Here is an 18,012-nt window from a genome sequence, read left to right as displayed (position 1 = left end):
GCGCCCGGTGGCTCGGCCGGACGTTCCTCTCCGCGTTCTAATATACCGCAAAGCCTGCGGCAGGTCGCGGGCGCTTTAGGGCGCCCAGTAGATGTCGACCGGCGTCGCCGCCCGGTTGAGCGGCGCACGGACCGGCAGTTCGGATTCGTCGGTCCCGGCAAGGGCTGCGTCGAGAACGGTCTTCTTCTCCGCGCCCTCGATGTGGAGCGCCAGCAGCCGCGCGTCGGCGAGCGCCGAGAAGGAGAAGGTAAGCCGCGGTTCGCCGGCGCCCTCGGCCTCCATGGTCAGAACGCGGCGGGGCAGCGTCAGGTCCAGCGACTGCGCCAGATGATCGCCGCCGGGGAAGAACGAGGCCGTGTGGCCGTCGGTGCCCATGCCGAGAATGACGACGTCGAAGGGCAGCGCGAGCGACGCCATCTCGGCCGTCACGGCCTCCGCCGCCTCGCCGGCGGTCGCGGTGTCGCGGTAGAGCGGCAGGAAATTGGCCGCCGCCGCCTTGTTCTTGAGCAGATGGGTGGCGACCAGAAGGTGGTTCGACCGGGCATTGTCGGCCGGCACGAAGCGCTCGTCGACGAGGGTGATGGTCACCTTGTCCCAGGCAAGCTCCAGATCCGAAAGCGCCTCGAAGAAGCCCTTCGGCGTCGACCCGCCGGAGACGGCGAGCGTCGCCGTCCCCCGGGCCTGGATGCCGCTTCTCAGCGCCGCCGCGACGGTCTCGGCAAGCGTGCTGGCGAGGGTCGCCCGGTCGGAAAAGCTGTGGAAGCGGCTGGTCATCTTGGCCTCAGTCGTTTTCGTGCCAGGTGCGGCCATCCCGCTCGATCAGCGCGATGGCCTGGCTCGGTCCCCAGGTGCCTGACGTATAGCCCTGGGTCTTCTGCCCGGTCTCTTCCCAACCCTTCAGGATCGGGTCGATCCACTTCCACGCGGCCTCGACCTCGTCGCGGCGCATGAACAGCGTCTGGTTGGAGCGGATGACGTCCATCAAGAGCCGCTCGTAGGCATCCGGATTGCGCACGTCGAAGGCCTGGGCGAAGCTCATGTCGAGCGAGACGTGGCGAAGCCGCATGCCGCCCGGGCCCGGGTCCTTGATCATCAGCCACTGGCGCACGCCCTCGTCGGGCTGCAGGCGGATGACGAGCTGGTTGGCGACGACGCGGCCGGCAGCCTCGTCGAAGATCGAATGCGGGATCGGCTTGAACGAGACGACGATCTCCGACATGCGGCTCGCGAGACGCTTTCCGGTGCGGAGATAGAACGGTACGCCCGCCCAGCGCCAGTTGTTGATCTCGGCCTTGATGGCGACGAAGGTTTCGGTGTCCGAGGGACTGCCGAGCTCTTCCAGGTAGCCGCTGACGGGACCGCCGGCAGAGGCGCCGGCGCGGTACTGGCCGCGCACGGTGAGCTTTTCGACATCGCCGTCGACGATCGGCTTCAGCGAGCGCAGAACCTTGAGCTTCTCGTCGCGCACGGCTTCCGCCTCCATCGAGGCGGGCGGCTCCATGGCGACGAGGCAGAGCAACTGCAGAATATGGTTCTGCACCATGTCGCGCAGCGCGCCGGCCTTGTCGTAGTAGCTGACGCGGCCTTCGAGCCCGACCGATTCGGCCACCGTGATCTGCACGTGGTCGATATGGGCGGAGTTCCAAAGCGGCTCGTAGAGCGCGTTGGCGAACCTGAGCGCCATCAGGTTCTGCACCGTCTCCTTGCCGAGATAGTGGTCGATGCGGAAGATCTGCTCTTCCTTGAACACCTTGCCGATCGTGTCGTTCAAGGTCTGCGCCGAGGCGAGGTCGCGGCCGATCGGCTTCTCGACGACGATGCGGGTCGACTTGGTGATCAGCTTGTGGTCGCGGATCTTCTCGGCGATGTCGCCGAAGATCGACGGCGAGACGGCGAGGTAGAAGGCGCGCACCAGGTCCTTGCCGGTATCGAGCAGCTTCTTGAGCTCGTCCCAGCCCTTGTCGTCCTTGGCATCGACGGCGACATAGTGCAGGCGACCGGCAAAGGTGTTGATCTGGCCGTCGTCCCACTCGTCCTTCTTCAGGAATTCCTTCAGCGCCTTGCGCGCGAAATCCCTAAACTCCTCATCCGTCATCGGGGTGCGCGAGGCGCCGATGATCCGGGTCGGTTCCGTCAGTTGTCCCGCAAGCTGGCGATGATAGAGCGCCGGCAGGAGCTTGCGCTCTGCGAGGTCGCCCGTGGCTCCGAAGACCACGTAATCGAACGCCTCGACGGGAATGATCTGGCTGCTCATGACAGGCCTTTCCTTATCCGCAGTGTTGATGGGTGTTGTAATCTAATCGATTTAAAAAAGCCAGTGGGCAGCGCAGCAAAATGGCTGCGCCCACCCTCAGAGCCGATCTTTCAGCGCGTACCAGGTGAGCGCGAGAAACAGCAAAGGCTTGCGAAGGCTGGCGCCGCCGGGGAAGGCGGGAACCTTGAGGTCCTTGAGCAGGTCAAGCTCGGTCGAGCCGCCCAGGACGGCGTCGGCGTAGAGCTTTCCGCAGTAGTTGGAGAGCATCACGCCGTGGCCGGAATAGCCGCCGATCGCCGTGACGCCGGGCATCACCTCGCGGGCAAACGGCTTGCGCGGCAGGGTAATGCCGACGGAGCCACCCCAGCCGTGGCTGATCGTGATGTCCTTCAGCTCCGGGTAGATCTCGGTGATCTGCCGGCGGATATGCTCGGAAATGTCGCGCGGCGTGTCCGAGGTATAGGCCTCGCGGCCGCCGAACAGCAGCCGCCCGTCGCGCGTCTTGCGCCAGTAGCGCACGACGAAGCGCGAATCGGCGAGCGCCTCCGATCCGGGGATTACGCTTGGGAATTTGTCGAGCGGTTCGGTCGCGGCGATGAAGGAGCGGATCGGCATGACATGCGCCGCCATGACCGGCTCGAGGTTCTCGATATAGGCGTTGGTCGCGATCAGCACCCGGTCGGCGGTAATGGTGCCGGTGGCGGTCTCGATCATCGTCTTGCCGCCGGACTGGCGGATCGACTTCGCCTTAGTCATCTCGAAGATCTCGGCGCCGGCAGCCCTCGCTGCCTTCGCAAGGCCGACGACGAGCTTCAGCGGATGGATATGGCCGGTGCCTGTGTCGCGGGTGCCGAAATGGAAGCGCCGCGAGCCGACCCGCTCGGCCGTCTCTTCCCTGTCCATGAAGGTCATGTGCTGGTAGCCATAGCGGGTCGTGATCGCCTCGACGGACGCGCGGTACTCCTTCTCGTATCCAGCCTTGTGCGAGACGTTGAGCTGGCCCGGCAGGAAATCCATGTCGATGCCGTGCTCGGCCGAAAAGTCGAGCAGGTGCTTCTTGGCGTGTTCGGCGAGATCGAAGAGCGCCTTGGAGCGTTCGAAGCCGAGATCGTCTTCCAGTTCGTCGGGATACCAGCGCTGGCCGGTGCCGAGCTGGCCGCCATTGCGGCCCGAGGCGCCATCGCCGATGCGGCATCCCTCGATCACGACGACCGAGACGCCGGCCTTCGCCAGCCCATAGGCCGCCTGCAATCCGGTGAAGCCGCCGCCGATGATGGCGACGGACACCTGTTTCGACCCGTCGAGGGCCGGATAGTCCGGCCGCTCGCCAACAGAGTCCTGATACCAGGAAATTCCTGGCGCGATGGGGCTTTGCCAAGCCATGAGGGGATCTCCTTGAATGCGGTTCAGACGTTCAGAAGCAGGAATTCCCGCTCCCACGGGCTGATCACCTGCATGAAGGTCTCGAATTCCCCCCGTTTGACGCCGGCATAAAGGCCGATGAACTCCTTGCCGAAGACCTCGTTGAAATCCTCCTCGGCTTCCATCAGAGCGACGGCCTCCAGCAGCCCGCGCGGCAGATCGACCGATCCTTCGTTGGCCGAGCCCTCCGCCGCCGCCGTCGGTTCGATCTGCTTGATGATCCCCAGATAGCCACAGGCAAGCGAGGCTGCAAGGGCGAGATAGGGATTGGCATCCGAACTCGGCAACCGGTTCTCGACGCGCCGGGCCGCGGCATCCGACACCGGGACGCGGAAAGCCGTCGTGCGGTTGTCGTAGCCCCAGGCATTGTTGACGGGAGCGGCCATGTCCGGAGTCAGGCGGCGATAGGAATTAACGTACGGCGCCAGCATGACCAACGCGCCGGGGACATATTTCTGCATGCCGCCGATGAAGTGGAAAAACTCCTGCGAAGGCGAGCCGTCGGGATTGGAAAAGATGTTCTTCCCCGTTTTGGCATCGACCACCGACTGGTGGATGTGCATCGCCGATCCTGGCTGGCCCTGCATCGGCTTGGCCATGAAGGTGGCGTAGATGCCATGCTTCAGCGCGGCCTCGCGGATCGTGCGCTTGAACAGGAAGACCTGGTCGGCAAGCTCGATCGGATTGCCGTGACGCAGGTTGATTTCGAGCTGCGCCGGCCCTTCCTCGTGGATCAGGGTATCGATCTCGAGGCCCTGCTTTTCGGAGAAGTGGTAAATGTCGTCGATGAGCTCGTCGAATTCGTTGATGCCGGCGATCGAATAACCCTGTCCGCCGACGATCGAGCGGCCCGAACGGCCCTTCGGCGGATGCAGCGGGTAGTCAGGATCGTCGTTCATTGCGACGAGATAGAACTCGATTTCCGGCGCGACGACCGGCTTCCAGCCCTTTTCGTCGTAGAGGCGCAGCACGTTTTTCAGAACGTTGCGCGGCGTATAGGAGACGTTTTCGCCGTCGACATTGACGATGTCGCAGATGACCTGCGCCGTTGGATCGGTCTCCCAGGGAACGACCGACAGCGTCGAAAGGTCAGGCACGAGCTTCAGGTCGCTGTCGCGCGGTTCGTAGCGAAAGTTCTCGGTTTCATCAGGGTATTCGCCCGATATCGTGTGGCGATAGAGCGCCGAGGGCAGCGCCAGCGAGGTATTGGAGGTGAATTTCGACGACGGCATCATCTTGCCGCGCGGAACCCCGGCGAGGTCGGGGGTGATGCACTCGATGTCCTCGATGCCGCGGGCGCGAAGCCAGGTGGCGGCTTCCTTCCAGGTATTGACGCCACGGGTGTGCTGGATGTCTGGGGGGATGGATGCCTTCTTGGATGCCGCGCCTTTGGGTCTGAGCATATTCTTCTTTGGAGGCATGTCTCACCAGTTGGTTGTTGAATGGCCCATCATAGCCGGACTTTGCCGCTTGGCGAGGGGGGAGAGCCGATTGACTTTGCCGCAGCCATGAAAAAAGAAGGCGTGGAACAGTGCGAGACAGCTTCGTTGCAGACCTATGACGTGATTATTCTTGGCGCCGGTGCCGCGGGCATGATGTGCGCGATCGCCGCCGGACGGCGCGGCCGCCGGGTGCTTGTCATCGACCACGCGAAGGCTCCGGGCGAGAAGATCCGCATCTCAGGCGGCGGCCGGTGCAACTTCACCAATATCCATGCCGGGCCGAAGAATTACCTCTCGAACAACCCGCATTTCGCCCGCTCGGCGCTTGCCCGCTATACGCCCGCCGATTTCATCGCCTTGGTCGACAGCCACGGCATCGCCTGGCACGAGAAGACGCTGGGACAGCTGTTCTGTGACGTGAGCGCCAAGGACATCATCCGCATGCTGACCGACGAGATGAAGGCCGCTGGTGTGGCGCTCAGGCTCGGCGTCTCGGTAGATGCCGTGGAAAAGACTGCCGCCGGTTTCGAAGTGGTGACGTCTGAGGGGAAAATCCGGGCCGAAAGCCTTGTCGTGGCAACGGGCGGCAAGTCGATCCCGAAGATGGGCGCGACCGGTCTCGCTTACCGCATCGCCGAACAGTTCGGTCTCGCTGTTACGGAAACGCGGCCGGGCCTGGTGCCGCTGACGCTCGATCCCGCGCTTCTGTCGGAGCTCTCCGATCTGTCGGGGGTTGCCGTCGATGCGGAGGTCCGCCATGGCAGGACCGCCTTCCGCGAAGCCCTGCTACTCACCCATCGTGGGCTCTCGGGACCGTCGATCCTGCAGATATCGAGCTACTGGCGCGAAGGCGACGAAATCGCCGTGGCCGTCGAGCCCGACGTCGATTTCGCCGGCCTTCTGAAGACCGCCAAGCGCGACAACGGACGCCAGGCGGCGCAGACCGTTCTGGCGCAACACCTGCCGAAGCGGCTTGCGCAATACTGGACGGAGAAGCAGGCCGTGACGCGGCCGCTTGCCGACCTGCCGGACAAGGCGCTGGATGCGCTTGGCCACTCGCTGCGCGACTGGCGCATCAAGCCGGCGGGCTCGGAAGGATACCGGACCGCCGAGGTGACGCTGGGCGGCATCGACACCGACCATCTGGACCAGAAGACAATGGCGGCGAAGGCGGTTCAAGGCCTCTACTTCATCGGCGAATGCGTCGATGTGACCGGCTGGCTCGGCGGTTATAACTTCCAATGGGCCTGGGCATCGGGATACGTTGCCGGCCTTGCCGCCTGACCGTTCCGGCGCACTGGCGTGCCAACCCGGACGTGCGATATTTAATCAAATTTAATCGTTTTAAGCGAGCCTGCGACCTTTAGGAATTCCGGCTTTACAAATTTAGCATCCGGAAATGGGACGGAGGCCATATGTTTATCGACAAGCTGCTGTCGCGCTATTCTATCAGGACCAAGGTTCTGGCGCTCGTTGTGCCCTTCGTGGCCAGCATTTCCGCCGTCGGCGTTACCGGTCTCTATGCCTCGGGCATGTTGCAGCACCGGATGGATATCTCCAATGACACGATGCGGGCGCTAAGCGGTTTTCGCGATGTCGGCGAGGCCATGAACACCTATCTCGACGCCACCAGCGAAGAAAGCCGGGCAGCGGTCGTGACGCGCCTTCAGGAGCAGCAGGCCGATCTGGAGGAGAGCCTTTCTGCACTGGACGCCGCCGCCGTCGGTCGCGACAGCCTGGAACGGGCGCTCGCCGAAACGCGCGACGTTACGGCCCGCATCGACGAGATGTGGGCGCTGTTCCAGACCGAAGAGTCGTTGTCCCAGGCGCTGAACGAAAGCATCAAGGGCATGGTCTCCGCCCAGATCAAGCTGTCGGACGAAGCGCAGAAAATGCAGCGCGCCGTCGCCAACCAGGAAAACGATGCCAAGACCGCCTTCCGTGAGGCCGATCGTCTGGCATCCGGCGCGAGCTTCATCGAGACGGTCGCGGCTGCCTATCGCGCCGAGGTCTTCCCCGAGCAGCAGACCGCTGTTCTGGCCGACGCCATGCCGGAACTGGTGAAGACGCAGCGCCGCACCGGCACTGCCCTTCCGAAGGAACGTGCCCCCGTCGGCAAGGAGTTCCAGGCCATCAATTCCGATCTGTCCGCGCGCGTCAAATCCGGAGATGTCAGCCTCGAGAACATAGACGAGATCCGTCGTCTGGTGCTGAAACTCGAAGCCGTCGGCGCGGAACTGGCAGCCGGGGCGCGGGAAAAGAGCGCACTGTCGGTCGAGCGCTTCGGCGCCGTCGATACCGAGCTTGTGAAGACCAACGAAATTCTCGACCAGAGCCGCAAGCTCGTCTCGGACGTGTACGACCTGCGCATCAATGTCACCGCCTTCCTCGCCAACCGGACGGAAGAGGGGCGCTCGCCGCTCGTGCGCCAGGCCGATCTCATTGCTTCGAACATGGAAACGCTGGGTGCCTCGATCCAGAACGATGCGCTGTTCGGCGACCTGACAAAGCTGGTGACCCCGGCGCTGGCGGCACTGAAGACGGATAGCGCCGACCTCGTGGCGGCAAGCGAAAAGCGGACGGCGGGCTTCGCCGAGGCCGCTGCCGTGATCGATCGTGGCTGGGTGGCGCTCACCGAATTCGCCGAAGCCCAGCGGGACGCCGCCGGAACAGAAGGGCGCGAGGCCAATACGCTGTCGCTCGGCGCCACCACGCTCGGCATCCTGCTTGCCATCGTCGGCGGCGTGACGCTGATCCTCACGCTGCAACGTCCGATCGGCCAGATCACCGCCATCATGCGCCGGCTGGCCTCCGGCGACCTCGAAACCTCGATCGCCGGCGAGGCACGCGGCGACGAGATCGGCGCGATGGCGCGCGCGCTTGGCGTCTTCAAGGCCAATGCCCGCTCCAAGATCGAGATCGAGGCGGAAGGCGAGCGTGAACGCGCCCGCGCCGAGGAAGAACGTCGCCGCAACGACGCGGAGAAGCAGGCGCTCGACGCCGAGATCGACGAGGCGGTGACGCAGCTTGCCGCGGCGCTCGAACGTCTTGCATCGGGTGACATCTCCTTCCAGATCGAAGGGCGCTTTGCCGGACGGCTGGAGCGGCTGCGCACCGACTTCAACCTCTCCGTCTCCCGCCTGCGCGATACCATGACCCGGATCACCGACAATGTCGGCATGATCCAGAACAACGGTCGGCAGATGGCGCACTCGGCTGCGGCACTCTCAAAGCGTACGGAACAGCAGGCCGCCTCGCTGGAGGAAACCGCCGCTGCCGTCGAGGAGATCACCGCCACCGTCCGCGCCACCGCCGGGCGGGCCGAGGAGGTGAACGGGGTCGTCAGCGAAACCAAGCGCAATGCCGAACAGTCCGCCGTGGTGATGGGCGATGCCGTCTCGGCCATGGACCGGATCGAGGAGGCCTCGCGCAAGATCGAGCAGATCATCGAGGTCATCGACCAGATCGCCTTCCAGACGAATCTCCTGGCGCTGAACGCCGGGGTCGAGGCCGCCCGTGCCGGTGAGGCTGGCAAGGGCTTCGCGGTCGTGGCGCAGGAAGTGCGGGAGCTCGCGCAACGCTCGGCCACCGCCGCCAAGGACATCAAGGTGCTGATCCACGGATCGACCGAGGAAGTCGCCACCGGTGCGGCCCATGTAAAGGGCGCCGGCGAGGTGCTGTCGCGCATCGGCGGCCAGATCGGCACGATTAGTCAGTTGGTCGAGATGATCGTGACCGCGAGCCGCGAACAGTCCTCCGCGCTGCAGGAGATCAACGGCGCCGTCAACCAGATGGACCAGATGACCCAGCAGAACGCGGCGATGGTCGAGGAGGCGACGGCGGCAAGCCACGATCTCGCCGGCGAGACAGACGCGCTGGTCGAGCTCGTCCGCCAGTTCCGCCTTCAGTCCGCCTCTCCAGTCCGCGCCGACAGGGCCGCCTGAGCACACGATTTCACCGACAGGGGCGATTTTGTCGCAGGCTCACGTTTTCGTGAGCCTGTACCGTTCGCAACGAATCCGACATAATTTAGCTCTTGTTAACGGGCCTGAGTCACTCTGGTCCGATGCCGGGGTTCCGTCGTGGCGGAACCGGACATGACGTCGGACCGGACTACGCCTCAGGCATGATGAGATTTCGAACGGCCATTGCCAGGAAACCGTGATGAACAGAGACAATCGCAAGCCCCGTGCTATCGCCATCGCCAAGGCCCAGGAAGCGGACGCCGCCGCCTACCGGACCCTTGCCATCATCTGCGCAGGCGCTTGCATCGCCTTCGTTTCGCTTGCCTTCTCCCTGATCGGCTGATCGGGCGGCGGAAGGTCGAAGAACCCGCAAGGGTACCCGATGCGTCAGGCCGTGTGCCTGCACCCGTCGTGATGCCGGGACGGCATGTCCGCTTGCCCGGTTGCGATCCGCGCCTTGACGTGACGGATCAGCCGCGAGACCGCTGACAGCGGATCGCCCGCATATGCCTCGTAAAAATCATCCTCCGCTTTGGCCGGATCCGCCGGCGACTTGAGGTTTTTCCCATGCACCAACAGGGCTGCCGCGACTTCGTACATGATGGATCTCCGTCTCTTCGTTGAACCATCACACCATCTATACCTCCAAATCCGCTTCATGAAGCGACTGACACGCGCTATGTCTTTCAATTATGAAAAACGTAGCCTGGGATTCCTATCAGCTCTTTCTCGACGTCGCCCGTGGGGCCGGGCTGACCGGCGGCGCCGAAAGTTCGGGCCTCAGCCCGGCGACGCTCGGGCGGCGAATGCTCGATCTCGAGCAGCGACTGGGTGCGGTCCTCTTCGAGCGCAGCCAGACCGGCTACCGCCTGACGGGCGAGGGGCAGCGGCTGCTCGACATGCTGTCGGGCATGGAGGCCGCGGCGCGTGAGGTGGATGCCTGGCGCCAGGAACCCGCCGCTTCCGCGCTTGTCCGCATCGCCGCCGGCACCTGGAACGCCTGGCTGATCACCGAGAGCTTTCCGGCGATCCGGGGTCCGAGGGACGATTTCCGTATCGAGCTGACGGTCGCCGAGCAGCGGGCGCAGCTGGCCCACCGGGAAAACGACATCGGCATCCGTTCCTTCGAGCCGGAAGAGCGCAATCTCGCCGCCGTGCCGACGGGGGAGGTGGCCTATGCCGCCTATCGCGCCCGCCATTCCGGGCAGGCCGGCGCTGATCACTGGATCGCCGTCCACCGCGACGAGGCGATTTCCTCCTATCTGCGCTGGCCCCACGAACAGAAGGCGTCCTCGATCGTCGTGACGGTCACCCGCGCCCGCTCGCTGCGCGATCTGGCGCTCTCGGGCGCCGGTATCGCCGTGCTCCCCTGTTTCGTAGGCGATCTGGAGCCGCGTCTCGAACGCGTCGGCGCCGAAATCGCGGAACTTCGCCACCGGCAATGGGTGGTCATGAACAATGACGACCGTCATAGAAGGCCGGTACGCACGGTGGCCGACCGGCTGGTCAAGCTGATGAAGGGACACGCGGAGTTGTACGCAGGAAAACGGCCGGGTCGGTCGGTGTGATCCGGCGGGCGGTGGCGGGATCGACCACCTCGGGGTAAGGCACCATCCGAACGAAGACGGCACGGCAGGCAAGAGGGCGCGAACATGCAGGCGGACATCATACTCGAAACCGGGCGGCTCATCCTGCGCATGCCCGTCATCGGCGATTTCGAGACCTACGCGGCGCTGATGGCCTCATCTCGGTCCACCGGCATGGGCGGTCCCTTCGACAAGCGGGGCGCCTGGGGCCTGTTCTGCCACGACGTCGCGCAATGGCAGCTGCTCGGCCATGGCGCCCTGATGGTGGACCTGAAGGAGACAGGTGAGTGCGTCGGTCAGGTGGGGATCAACGGTGGCCCGCTGTTTCCCGAAAACGAGCTCGGCTGGCTTCTCTACGATGGCTTCGAAGGTCGTGGCATCGCCATGGAGGCAGCACTTGCGATGCGCGACTGGGGCCGTGACGTGCGCGGGTTGCCATCTCTTGTTAGTTATGTGAGCCCCGACAACCACGCCTCGATCGCAGTGGCGGAGCGCATTGGCGGCGTGCTTGACAACCATGCGGCTCGGCCTGAGCCGGATGATCTCGTCTTCCGCCACTTTGCCCGGTGATTGATCGCCAAACGCCGAAGGGCCCGGCTTGCGGCCGGGCCGGTTGATCGGCGAGGCGGGATCAGCGCGCCTGGGTAACGATCACGGGGATCAGGAGATCACCCCAGTTTCCCTCGCCGCCGTGATGGCGGGCGGAGCGGACGAGCTCGACGGACACGCCGGCATCGACGGCCTTCATGACCGACTGGTTGAGACGGTGCAGGTCGTTGGCGACCATGCGGATCGTCGCCTGCTGGTCGGGGCTCATGGCGGAGGACTGTTCTTCCGCGCGTTCCTTGACCCGGGTCTGGGGTGTCATGGCATTTCTCCTCTTCTATTCGGGGTTCTTGAATGGTTGATCTTCAGGGTGGTTCTGTCTGGCTGTCGCCCCTCATCCGGCTGGGGGATGAGGGGCAAGACCTTATTCCGCAGCCGGCTTGAACTGCTCGGTTTCGGTCGATTCCTTCATCGCGGTCGTCGAGGACTGGCCGGCGGTGATGGCGAGGGAGACGGCGTCGAAATAGCCGGTGCCGACCTCGCGCTGGTGCTTGGTCGCGGTGTAACCGTTGACCTCTGCCGCGAATTCCGCCTCCTGCAGCTCCGAATAGGCCGCCATCTGGCGATCCTTGTAGCCCCGGGCCAGTTCGAACATGCCGAAGTTCAACTGGTGGAAGCCGGCGAGCGTGATGAACTGGAACTTGTAGCCCATCGCGCCGAGCTCCCTCTGGAACTTGGCGATCGTCGCGTCGTCGAGGTTCTTCTTCCAGTTGAACGACGGCGAGCAGTTGTAGGCGAGCTTCTTGCCCGGATGCACCTTGTGCACGGCCTCGGCGAACTTGCGGGCCTGTTCGAGATCCGGCTTGCCTGTTTCCATCCAGATCATGTCGCAGTAGGGGGCGTAGGCGACGGCGCGGGCGATGCACGGATCGATGCCGTTCCTGACCTGGTAGAAGCCTTCCGCCGTGCGGCCGGCATCATAGTCGACGAAGGGCTGGTCGCGCTCGTCGATGTCGGAGGTCAGGAGCTTTGCCGCCTCCGCATCGGTGCGGGCGACGATCAGCGTCGGCGTACCCATGACGTCGGCGGCGAGCCGCGCTGCGGTCAGGTTGCGGATGTGGGCCGCCGTCGGGATCAGAACCTTGCCGCCGAGATGGCCGCACTTCTTTTCCGATGCCAGCTGGTCCTCGAAGTGAACGCCCGCGGCGCCGGCTTCGATGAAGGCCTTCATGATCTCGAAGGCGTTCAACGGTCCGCCAAAACCGGCTTCCGCGTCGGCGACGATCGGCGCGAACCAGGTGTCGACCGAAAGGCCCTTGCCTTCCTGGGTCTCGATCTGGTCGGCACGCTGGAGCGTGCGGTTGATGCGCTTGGCAAGCTCTGGTGCAGCATTGGCCGGATAGAGCGACTGGTCCGGATACATGGCGGACGCGGTGTTGGCGTCGGCGGCGACCTGCCATCCGGAGAGATAGATCGCCTTGAGGCCGGCGCGGACCATCTGCATGGCCTGGTTGCCGGAGAGCGCGCCGAGCGCGTTGACGAAGGGCTCCTCGTTGATCAGCTTCCAGAGCCGGTTCGCGCCCATTTCGGCCAGCGTATACTTGATCTCGACCGAGCCGCGCAGACGCTGGACGTCTTCCGCGGTATAGGGACGGTCGATGCCGTCGTAGCGGCCCTTCGGCGCATTCGGAACGAGATTGTAAAAATCAGTCATAGCAAACTCCCTGCTGGTCTGGAGGGCGGGAAGATCAGGTCGGGAACCGAAATCGTCGCGCCGTTGATGTGACTGAATTTACAGTGCGCCGCACAAACTGCCAGAATAAAAGCGATTTTTCAGAGTGGAAAGAGGTTAGGCTGTCTTGTCTTTCACAAATTCGGAATGTAAAAATGTAAATCTTGTAAAAGCGCAACTTGGTGCGCGGCGCGGACGTTTGTAAAAGGTCTGTCAAATGGCGGAAAGCAAGATCTTCGCGGGACCGAGGGTGCGGCGTATACGAAACGGGCTGGGTCTGACCCAGACGGCGATGGCTGAGGCGCTTGCCATCTCGCCCTCCTACCTCAATCTGATAGAGCGCAATCAGCGTCCCCTGACGGTGCAACTGCTGCTCAAGCTCGCCTCCGTCTACAAGGTCGATCTGGATGAACTGCAGGGTGAGGCAGGCGGCACGGCGAGCCAGCTGCGCGAGGTCTTCGCCGATCCGCTGCTGTCGGGAGAACTGCCGGGGGAGCAGGAGTTAATAGAAGTAGCCGAGGCCGCTCCCAACGCGGCAACCGGTATCGTCAAGCTCTACCGTGCCTACCGCGAACAGGCCGCTCGCCTCACCGATCTTGCCGAACTGCTGGCGCGCCAAGGCCATGAAACCTCGCTCTCCGGCGCCAGGCTGCCGAGCGACGAGGTGCGGGAGCGGTTCGAGAAGCGTCCGAACTTCTGTCCCGGCATAGAGGATGCAGCCGAAGCCTTTCACGCAAGCCTCGGTCTTTCGCCCGGCGACGATCTGGCGGTTTCACTCAAGACGTGGCTGCGCACGAAACACGGCATCGTCGTCCGCTCTCTGCCGGTGCATGCCATGCCCAACCTCCGTCGCCGATACGACCGGCACTCCATGCGGCTGTTCTTGTCCGAGCGGCTCTCGCCCTTCGACCAGTTGCGCGAAATCGCCATGGAAGCGGCGCTGCTGGCGCTGGGAGATGATATCGCCGCCGAACTCGAGGCGCTTGCGTTTGCGAGCGGCGAGGCAAACCGACTGGCGCGCTTCGAGCTCGCCCGCTACGCCGCCCATGCCCTGATGATGCCCTATGGAGCATTTCTGGCGGCGGCCCAGCGGGCGCGCTACGATATCGACGTGCTGCGAGCCCGCTTCAATGTGTCCTTCGAGCAGGTCGCCAATCGCTTGACGATGATGCAGCGGCCGGGCGCGGCTGGCGTTCCGTTCTTCATGCAGGAGACCGACATCGCCGGAAACCGGTTCCGACGTGCCGGCGCCCAAGGGTTTCCCCACGCGAAATTCGGCGGCGCCTGCCCCAAGCTCAATGTCCATGCGGCGTTCGCCCAGCCGGCGCAGGTGCTCGTCGAGGCGGTGGAAATGCCCGATGGCACCGGCTTCCTGACCATCGCACGCACGCTGGAAGGACCGCAGGCGGGGTTTTCGGAGCGGGTGCGCCGCACGGCGGTCCTGGTCGGGTGCGACATCGCCCTGAAGGATGAGATCGTCTATGGTCAGGCGCTCGCAGCCGTTCCTCCGGTGGCCATCGGTTCGGCCTGCCGGCTCTGCGAACGGCAGGGTTGTCTTGCCCGATCCGAGCCGCCGGTGACCCGTCCACTCGGCCTGGATGAAATGGTGACGGGCCTCTCCGCCTTCGATTTCCAGTGAGGCGAGGGCCTTTTTCATGATCGGGCGATCTGTGTGCGGTGCCCACATTTTGTCTTGTCGGGCGTCCAATTCCTTCTTAGTCTGTCAAAAAAAACAAAGGGAATAGGTGAAGGGCGTCCGCCCGCCTGATCAAGGAACAGGAGAAAACATGAAAGCCGATTTCATTCGCTGGGCTTCCGTGGCCGTGGCCGCGCTGGTCGTTGCCGGTGGTGCGAACGCGCAGGAACGCGTCGTCCACGTATACAACTGGTCGGACTATATCGATGAATCGGTGCTGGAGGACTTCACGAAGGAAACCGGCATCAAGGTCGTCTATGACGTGTTCGATTCCAACGAACTGCTTGAGACCAAGTTGCTCGCAGGCGGTTCGGGCTACGACGTCGTCGTGCCGACCGGTCCCTTCCTCGCCCGCCAGATCCAGGCCGGAGTCTTCCAGAAGCTCGACAAGTCCAAGCTGCCGAACCTCTCGAACATGTGGCCCGACATCATGGAGCGCCTGGCCAAATACGATCCGGGCAACGAATACGCCGTCAACTACATGTGGGGCACGACCGGCCTCGGCTACAACGTCGACAAGGTCAAGGCCGCGCTTGGCGACAGCTTCACGGTCGACAGTTGGGATGCGCTGTTCAAGCCCGAGAACGCCGAGAAGCTGCAGTCCTGCGGCATCAACATCCTCGACGCGTCCGACGAGACCTTCGCGATTGCCATGAACTACATCGGCAAGGACCCCGACAGCAAGGAACAGGCTGATCTGGAAGCCGGCGGCGACGTCTATATGAAGATCCGCCCGTTCGTGAAGACGTTCAATTCGTCGGCGTATATTGACGATCTCGCCAATGGCGATATCTGCGTGACGATCGGCTGGTCCGGCGACATCCTGCAGGCCAAGGCGCGTGCCGAGGAAGCCAACAATGGTGTGACCGTCGACTACGTGATCCCGAAGGAAGGCACCTATATGTGGTTCGACAACCTCGCGATCCCGGCGGACGCCAAGAATGTCGAGGAAGCCCACGAGTTCATCAACTACATGATGAAGCCGGAGGTGATCGCCAAGGCGTCGAACTATGTCCAGTATGCGAACGGCAACCTCGCCTCGCAGCAGTTCCTCGACGAGGAGGTTTTCAAGAACCCGTCCGTCTACCCGACCGAGGAGACGGTGAAGAAGCTCTTCACCATCTCGCCCTACGGCCCGAGGGAACAGCGCGTTCTCAACCGGGTCTGGACGCAGATCAAGACCGGCAGCTGATAGCAGGACATCAACACCGGGCGGACCTTCCGCCCGGTGTTTTCAAATCGGCATAACCGTAAAAATCATAACCGTACAATTGGGGATAACGGGTCGGGCAATGGCGAAATCACTTGGGCCGGTAAAGCGTAAATTCTCACCTTGGAACGATCCGGCCGCGCGCCCGTTCATCCGCTTCGAAAACGTCACCAAACGCTTCGGCGACTTCACCGCCGTGGAGAACCTGACGCTCGACATCTACGAGCGGGAGTTCTTCTCGCTCTTGGGACCGTCAGGCTGCGGCAAGACCACGCTGATGCGCATGCTGGCGGGCTTCGAGGACCCGACGGAAGGCCATATCCTGTTGCAGGGCAAGGACATCTCCGGCACGCCGCCCTACAAGCGGCCGACCAACATGATGTTCCAGTCCTACGCGCTCTTCCCGCACATGTCGGTCGAGAAGAACATCGCCTTCGGCCTCGAGCAGGACAACCTGCCGAAGGGCGAGATCGAGGCGCGCGTGCAGGAAATGCTGAAACTGGTAAAGCTCGAACAGTTCGCCAAGCGCAAGCCGAGCCAGCTTTCCGGCGGCCAGCGCCAGCGCGTGGCGCTCGCCCGTTCGCTCGCCAAGCGACCCAAGGTGCTGCTGCTCGACGAGCCGCTCGGCGCACTCGATCGCAAGCTGCGCGAGGAGACCCAGTTCGAGCTGATGGACATCCAGCAGAACCTCGGGCTGACCTTCCTCATCGTCACGCACGACCAGGAAGAGGCGATGACCGTGTCCGATCGCATCGCGGTCATGGACAAGGGCGTGATCGTCCAGGTCGCAACGCCCGCGGAAATCTACGAGGCACCCAACAGCCGCTACGTCGCCGACTTCATCGGCGACATCAACATCGTCGACGGCAAGCTTGAAAAGCGCGAGCAGCTTGGCGATGGCGAGATGGTCACGGTGGTCTGCGAGGGCGGCTTGAAGGTGCAGGTCGAGCAGCCGGTATGCGCCGCCGAGCCCGGCGCCGGGGTCGCCTTCGCCATCCGTCCGGAAAAGGTGCGCATCTCCGTCGACCCGCCGGCCGATACCTCGGTCAACGCGCTCCACGGCGAGGTCTGGGACATCGGCTATCTCGGCGACTTCTCGGTCTTCATCGTCAAGCTCGCCAACGGCACGATGTTCCGCGCCGCGCAGGCCAACGTCGCCCGCCTCGTCGATCGGCCGATCACCATAGACGACAAGGTGTGGCTTACCTGGACGCCGGATGCCGGCCTCGTCCTGACACGCTGAGGAGAGGGCGATGAGCGATACTGCGACAGCCCATTCCTCCTCGCCGAGCCGCTGGCTCGTCGTCCTGGTGCCCTATGTCTGGATGGGGCTCTTCTTCCTGGCGCCCTTCCTGATCATCGTGAAGATCTCGCTCTCCGACACCGCGATCGCGATGCCGCCGTATCTGCCCGTGTTCGACGGATTCGGCACGATCGGTGACTTCTTCTCCAAGCTGGATTTCGAGAACTACATCTTCCTGACGGAGGATTCGCTCTATTACAGCGCCTATCTGTCGTCGCTGCGGATCGCGGCGATCTCGACGCTGCTTCTGCTGTTGATCGGCTATCCGATGGCGCTCGCCATGGCGCGCGCCTCCGTCACCATCCGCCCGACCCTGCTGATGCTGGTGATCCTGCCGTTCTGGACCTCGTTCCTGATCCGCGTCTATGCGTGGATCGGCATCCTGAAGCCGGAAGGCCTGCTGACCATCGCCTTGCAGAGCATCGGCCTGATGGGGCCGGACGACCAGGTGCAGATCTTCCGCACCGAAACCGCGGTTTTCATCGGCATCGTCTATTCCTACCTGCCGTTCATGGTGCTGCCGCTCTATTCGGCGCTGGAAAAGCTTGATGGCACGCTTCTGGAGGCGGCGAGCGATCTCGGCTGCCCGCCCTGGAAGGCCTTCTGGCGCGTCACCTTCCCGCTGTCGATCCCCGGCGTGATCGCCGGCTCGATGATCTGCTTCATCCCGATCACCGGCGAGTTCGTGATCCCCGACCTGCTTGGCGGTCCCAACACGCTGATGATCGGCAAGACGCTCTGGACCGAATTCTTCGGCAACCGCGACTGGCCGCTCGCCTCCGCCGTCGCCGTGGTGCTCCTGCTCCTGCTCGTGGTGCCGATCATGATCTTCCAGAACCAGCAGCAGAAGGTGTGA

16 protein-coding genes are annotated in these 18,012 nt (G+C 63.6%); 9 read left to right on the top strand and 7 right to left on the bottom strand.

Translation table 11 applies throughout. The features are described 5' to 3' along the window. Window positions 1-75 precede the first annotated feature (75 nt). From pgl to J5J10_RS14765, 4 genes are all read right to left on the bottom strand, one after another. Window positions 76-774, bottom strand: a complete 699-nt coding sequence (pgl, locus tag J5J10_RS14780; protein ID WP_211930458.1) for a 6-phosphogluconolactonase — start codon at window positions 772-774, stop codon at window positions 76-78. 7 nt (window positions 775-781) lie between these two features. Further along, entirely contained in the window at window positions 782-2,254 is a 1,473-nt protein-coding gene (gene zwf / locus J5J10_RS14775) for a glucose-6-phosphate dehydrogenase (RefSeq protein ID WP_211930457.1), read from the bottom strand. A gap of 96 nt (window positions 2,255-2,350) precedes the next feature. Continuing rightward, window positions 2,351-3,637 carry an FAD-binding oxidoreductase gene (locus J5J10_RS14770; protein ID WP_211930456.1) on the bottom strand — a complete coding sequence of 429 codons (1,287 nt, stop codon included), beginning with the start codon at window positions 3,635-3,637 and terminating at the stop codon, window positions 2,351-2,353. Between the two features lie 23 nt (window positions 3,638-3,660). Beyond that, window positions 3,661-5,097: a glutamine synthetase family protein gene (locus J5J10_RS14765; RefSeq protein ID WP_208548406.1), complete on the bottom strand. Its 1,437-nt coding sequence runs from the start codon at window positions 5,095-5,097 to the stop codon at window positions 3,661-3,663. Between the two features lie 87 nt (window positions 5,098-5,184). Between J5J10_RS14765 and J5J10_RS14760 the strand changes: the two genes are divergently transcribed. The 3 genes from J5J10_RS14760 (at window position 5,185) to J5J10_RS14750 (ending at window position 9,426) form a co-directional block, all read left to right on the top strand. Further along, on the top strand, window positions 5,185-6,402 hold the full coding sequence (locus J5J10_RS14760) for an NAD(P)/FAD-dependent oxidoreductase (RefSeq protein WP_211931257.1): 1,218 nt from the start codon (window positions 5,185-5,187) through the stop codon (window positions 6,400-6,402). Between the two features lie 131 nt (window positions 6,403-6,533). After that, entirely contained in the window at window positions 6,534-9,062 is a 2,529-nt protein-coding gene (locus J5J10_RS14755) for a HAMP domain-containing methyl-accepting chemotaxis protein (protein ID WP_211930455.1), read from the top strand. Window positions 9,063-9,282: 220 nt separating this feature from the next. Continuing rightward, a complete protein-coding gene (locus tag J5J10_RS14750; protein WP_208548408.1) occupies window positions 9,283-9,426 on the top strand; it encodes a hypothetical protein in 144 nt (47 codons plus the stop codon). A 44-nt stretch (window positions 9,427-9,470) separates the two neighbouring features. Here the strand turns inward: J5J10_RS14750 and J5J10_RS14745 are convergent, their stop codons facing one another. Next, window positions 9,471-9,683, bottom strand: a complete 213-nt coding sequence (locus J5J10_RS14745; protein ID WP_208548409.1) for a hypothetical protein — start codon at window positions 9,681-9,683, stop codon at window positions 9,471-9,473. A gap of 92 nt (window positions 9,684-9,775) precedes the next feature. Here J5J10_RS14745 and J5J10_RS14740 point away from each other — a divergent pair, with 92 nt between their 5' ends. Next, complete coding sequence (locus J5J10_RS14740) at window positions 9,776-10,651, top strand: LysR family transcriptional regulator (RefSeq protein ID WP_211930454.1); 876 nt, start codon at window positions 9,776-9,778, stop codon at window positions 10,649-10,651. Window positions 10,652-10,735: 84 nt separating this feature from the next. Further along, a complete protein-coding gene (locus J5J10_RS14735) occupies window positions 10,736-11,239 on the top strand; it encodes a GNAT family N-acetyltransferase (RefSeq protein ID WP_211930453.1) in 504 nt (167 codons plus the stop codon). Window positions 11,240-11,300: 61 nt separating this feature from the next. On the opposite strand, the gene J5J10_RS14730 is transcribed toward J5J10_RS14735, so the two are convergent. Beyond that, window positions 11,301-11,537 (bottom strand): hypothetical protein, encoded by a 237-nt coding sequence (locus tag J5J10_RS14730; protein WP_208548412.1) that lies wholly within the window; start codon window positions 11,535-11,537, stop codon window positions 11,301-11,303. A 102-nt stretch (window positions 11,538-11,639) separates the two neighbouring features. Next, complete coding sequence (gene aceA, locus J5J10_RS14725; RefSeq protein WP_211930452.1) at window positions 11,640-12,929, bottom strand: isocitrate lyase; 1,290 nt, start codon at window positions 12,927-12,929, stop codon at window positions 11,640-11,642. Between the two features lie 235 nt (window positions 12,930-13,164). Between aceA and J5J10_RS14720 the strand changes: the two genes are divergently transcribed. The 4 genes from J5J10_RS14720 (at window position 13,165) to J5J10_RS14705 (ending at window position 18,012) form a co-directional block, all read left to right on the top strand. After that, the gene (locus J5J10_RS14720) at window positions 13,165-14,586 is read left to right on the top strand and encodes an XRE family transcriptional regulator (protein ID WP_211930451.1); all 1,422 of its coding nucleotides are present in this window, start codon (window positions 13,165-13,167) and stop codon (window positions 14,584-14,586) included. 148 nt (window positions 14,587-14,734) lie between these two features. Then, window positions 14,735-15,835, top strand: a complete 1,101-nt coding sequence (locus tag J5J10_RS14715) for a polyamine ABC transporter substrate-binding protein (protein ID WP_208548415.1) — start codon at window positions 14,735-14,737, stop codon at window positions 15,833-15,835. Window positions 15,836-15,935: 100 nt separating this feature from the next. Next, a complete protein-coding gene (locus J5J10_RS14710) occupies window positions 15,936-17,096 on the top strand; it encodes an ABC transporter ATP-binding protein (protein ID WP_208548416.1) in 1,161 nt (386 codons plus the stop codon). A gap of 10 nt (window positions 17,097-17,106) precedes the next feature. Next, the gene (locus tag J5J10_RS14705) at window positions 17,107-18,012 is read left to right on the top strand and encodes an ABC transporter permease subunit (RefSeq protein WP_211930450.1); all 906 of its coding nucleotides are present in this window, start codon (window positions 17,107-17,109) and stop codon (window positions 18,010-18,012) included.

This window comes from Ciceribacter sp. L1K23 (genome assembly GCF_018122705.1).
Lineage (GTDB): Bacteria > Pseudomonadota > Alphaproteobacteria > Rhizobiales > Rhizobiaceae > Allorhizobium.
This window is presented reverse-complemented; position numbering and strand designations above follow the sequence as displayed.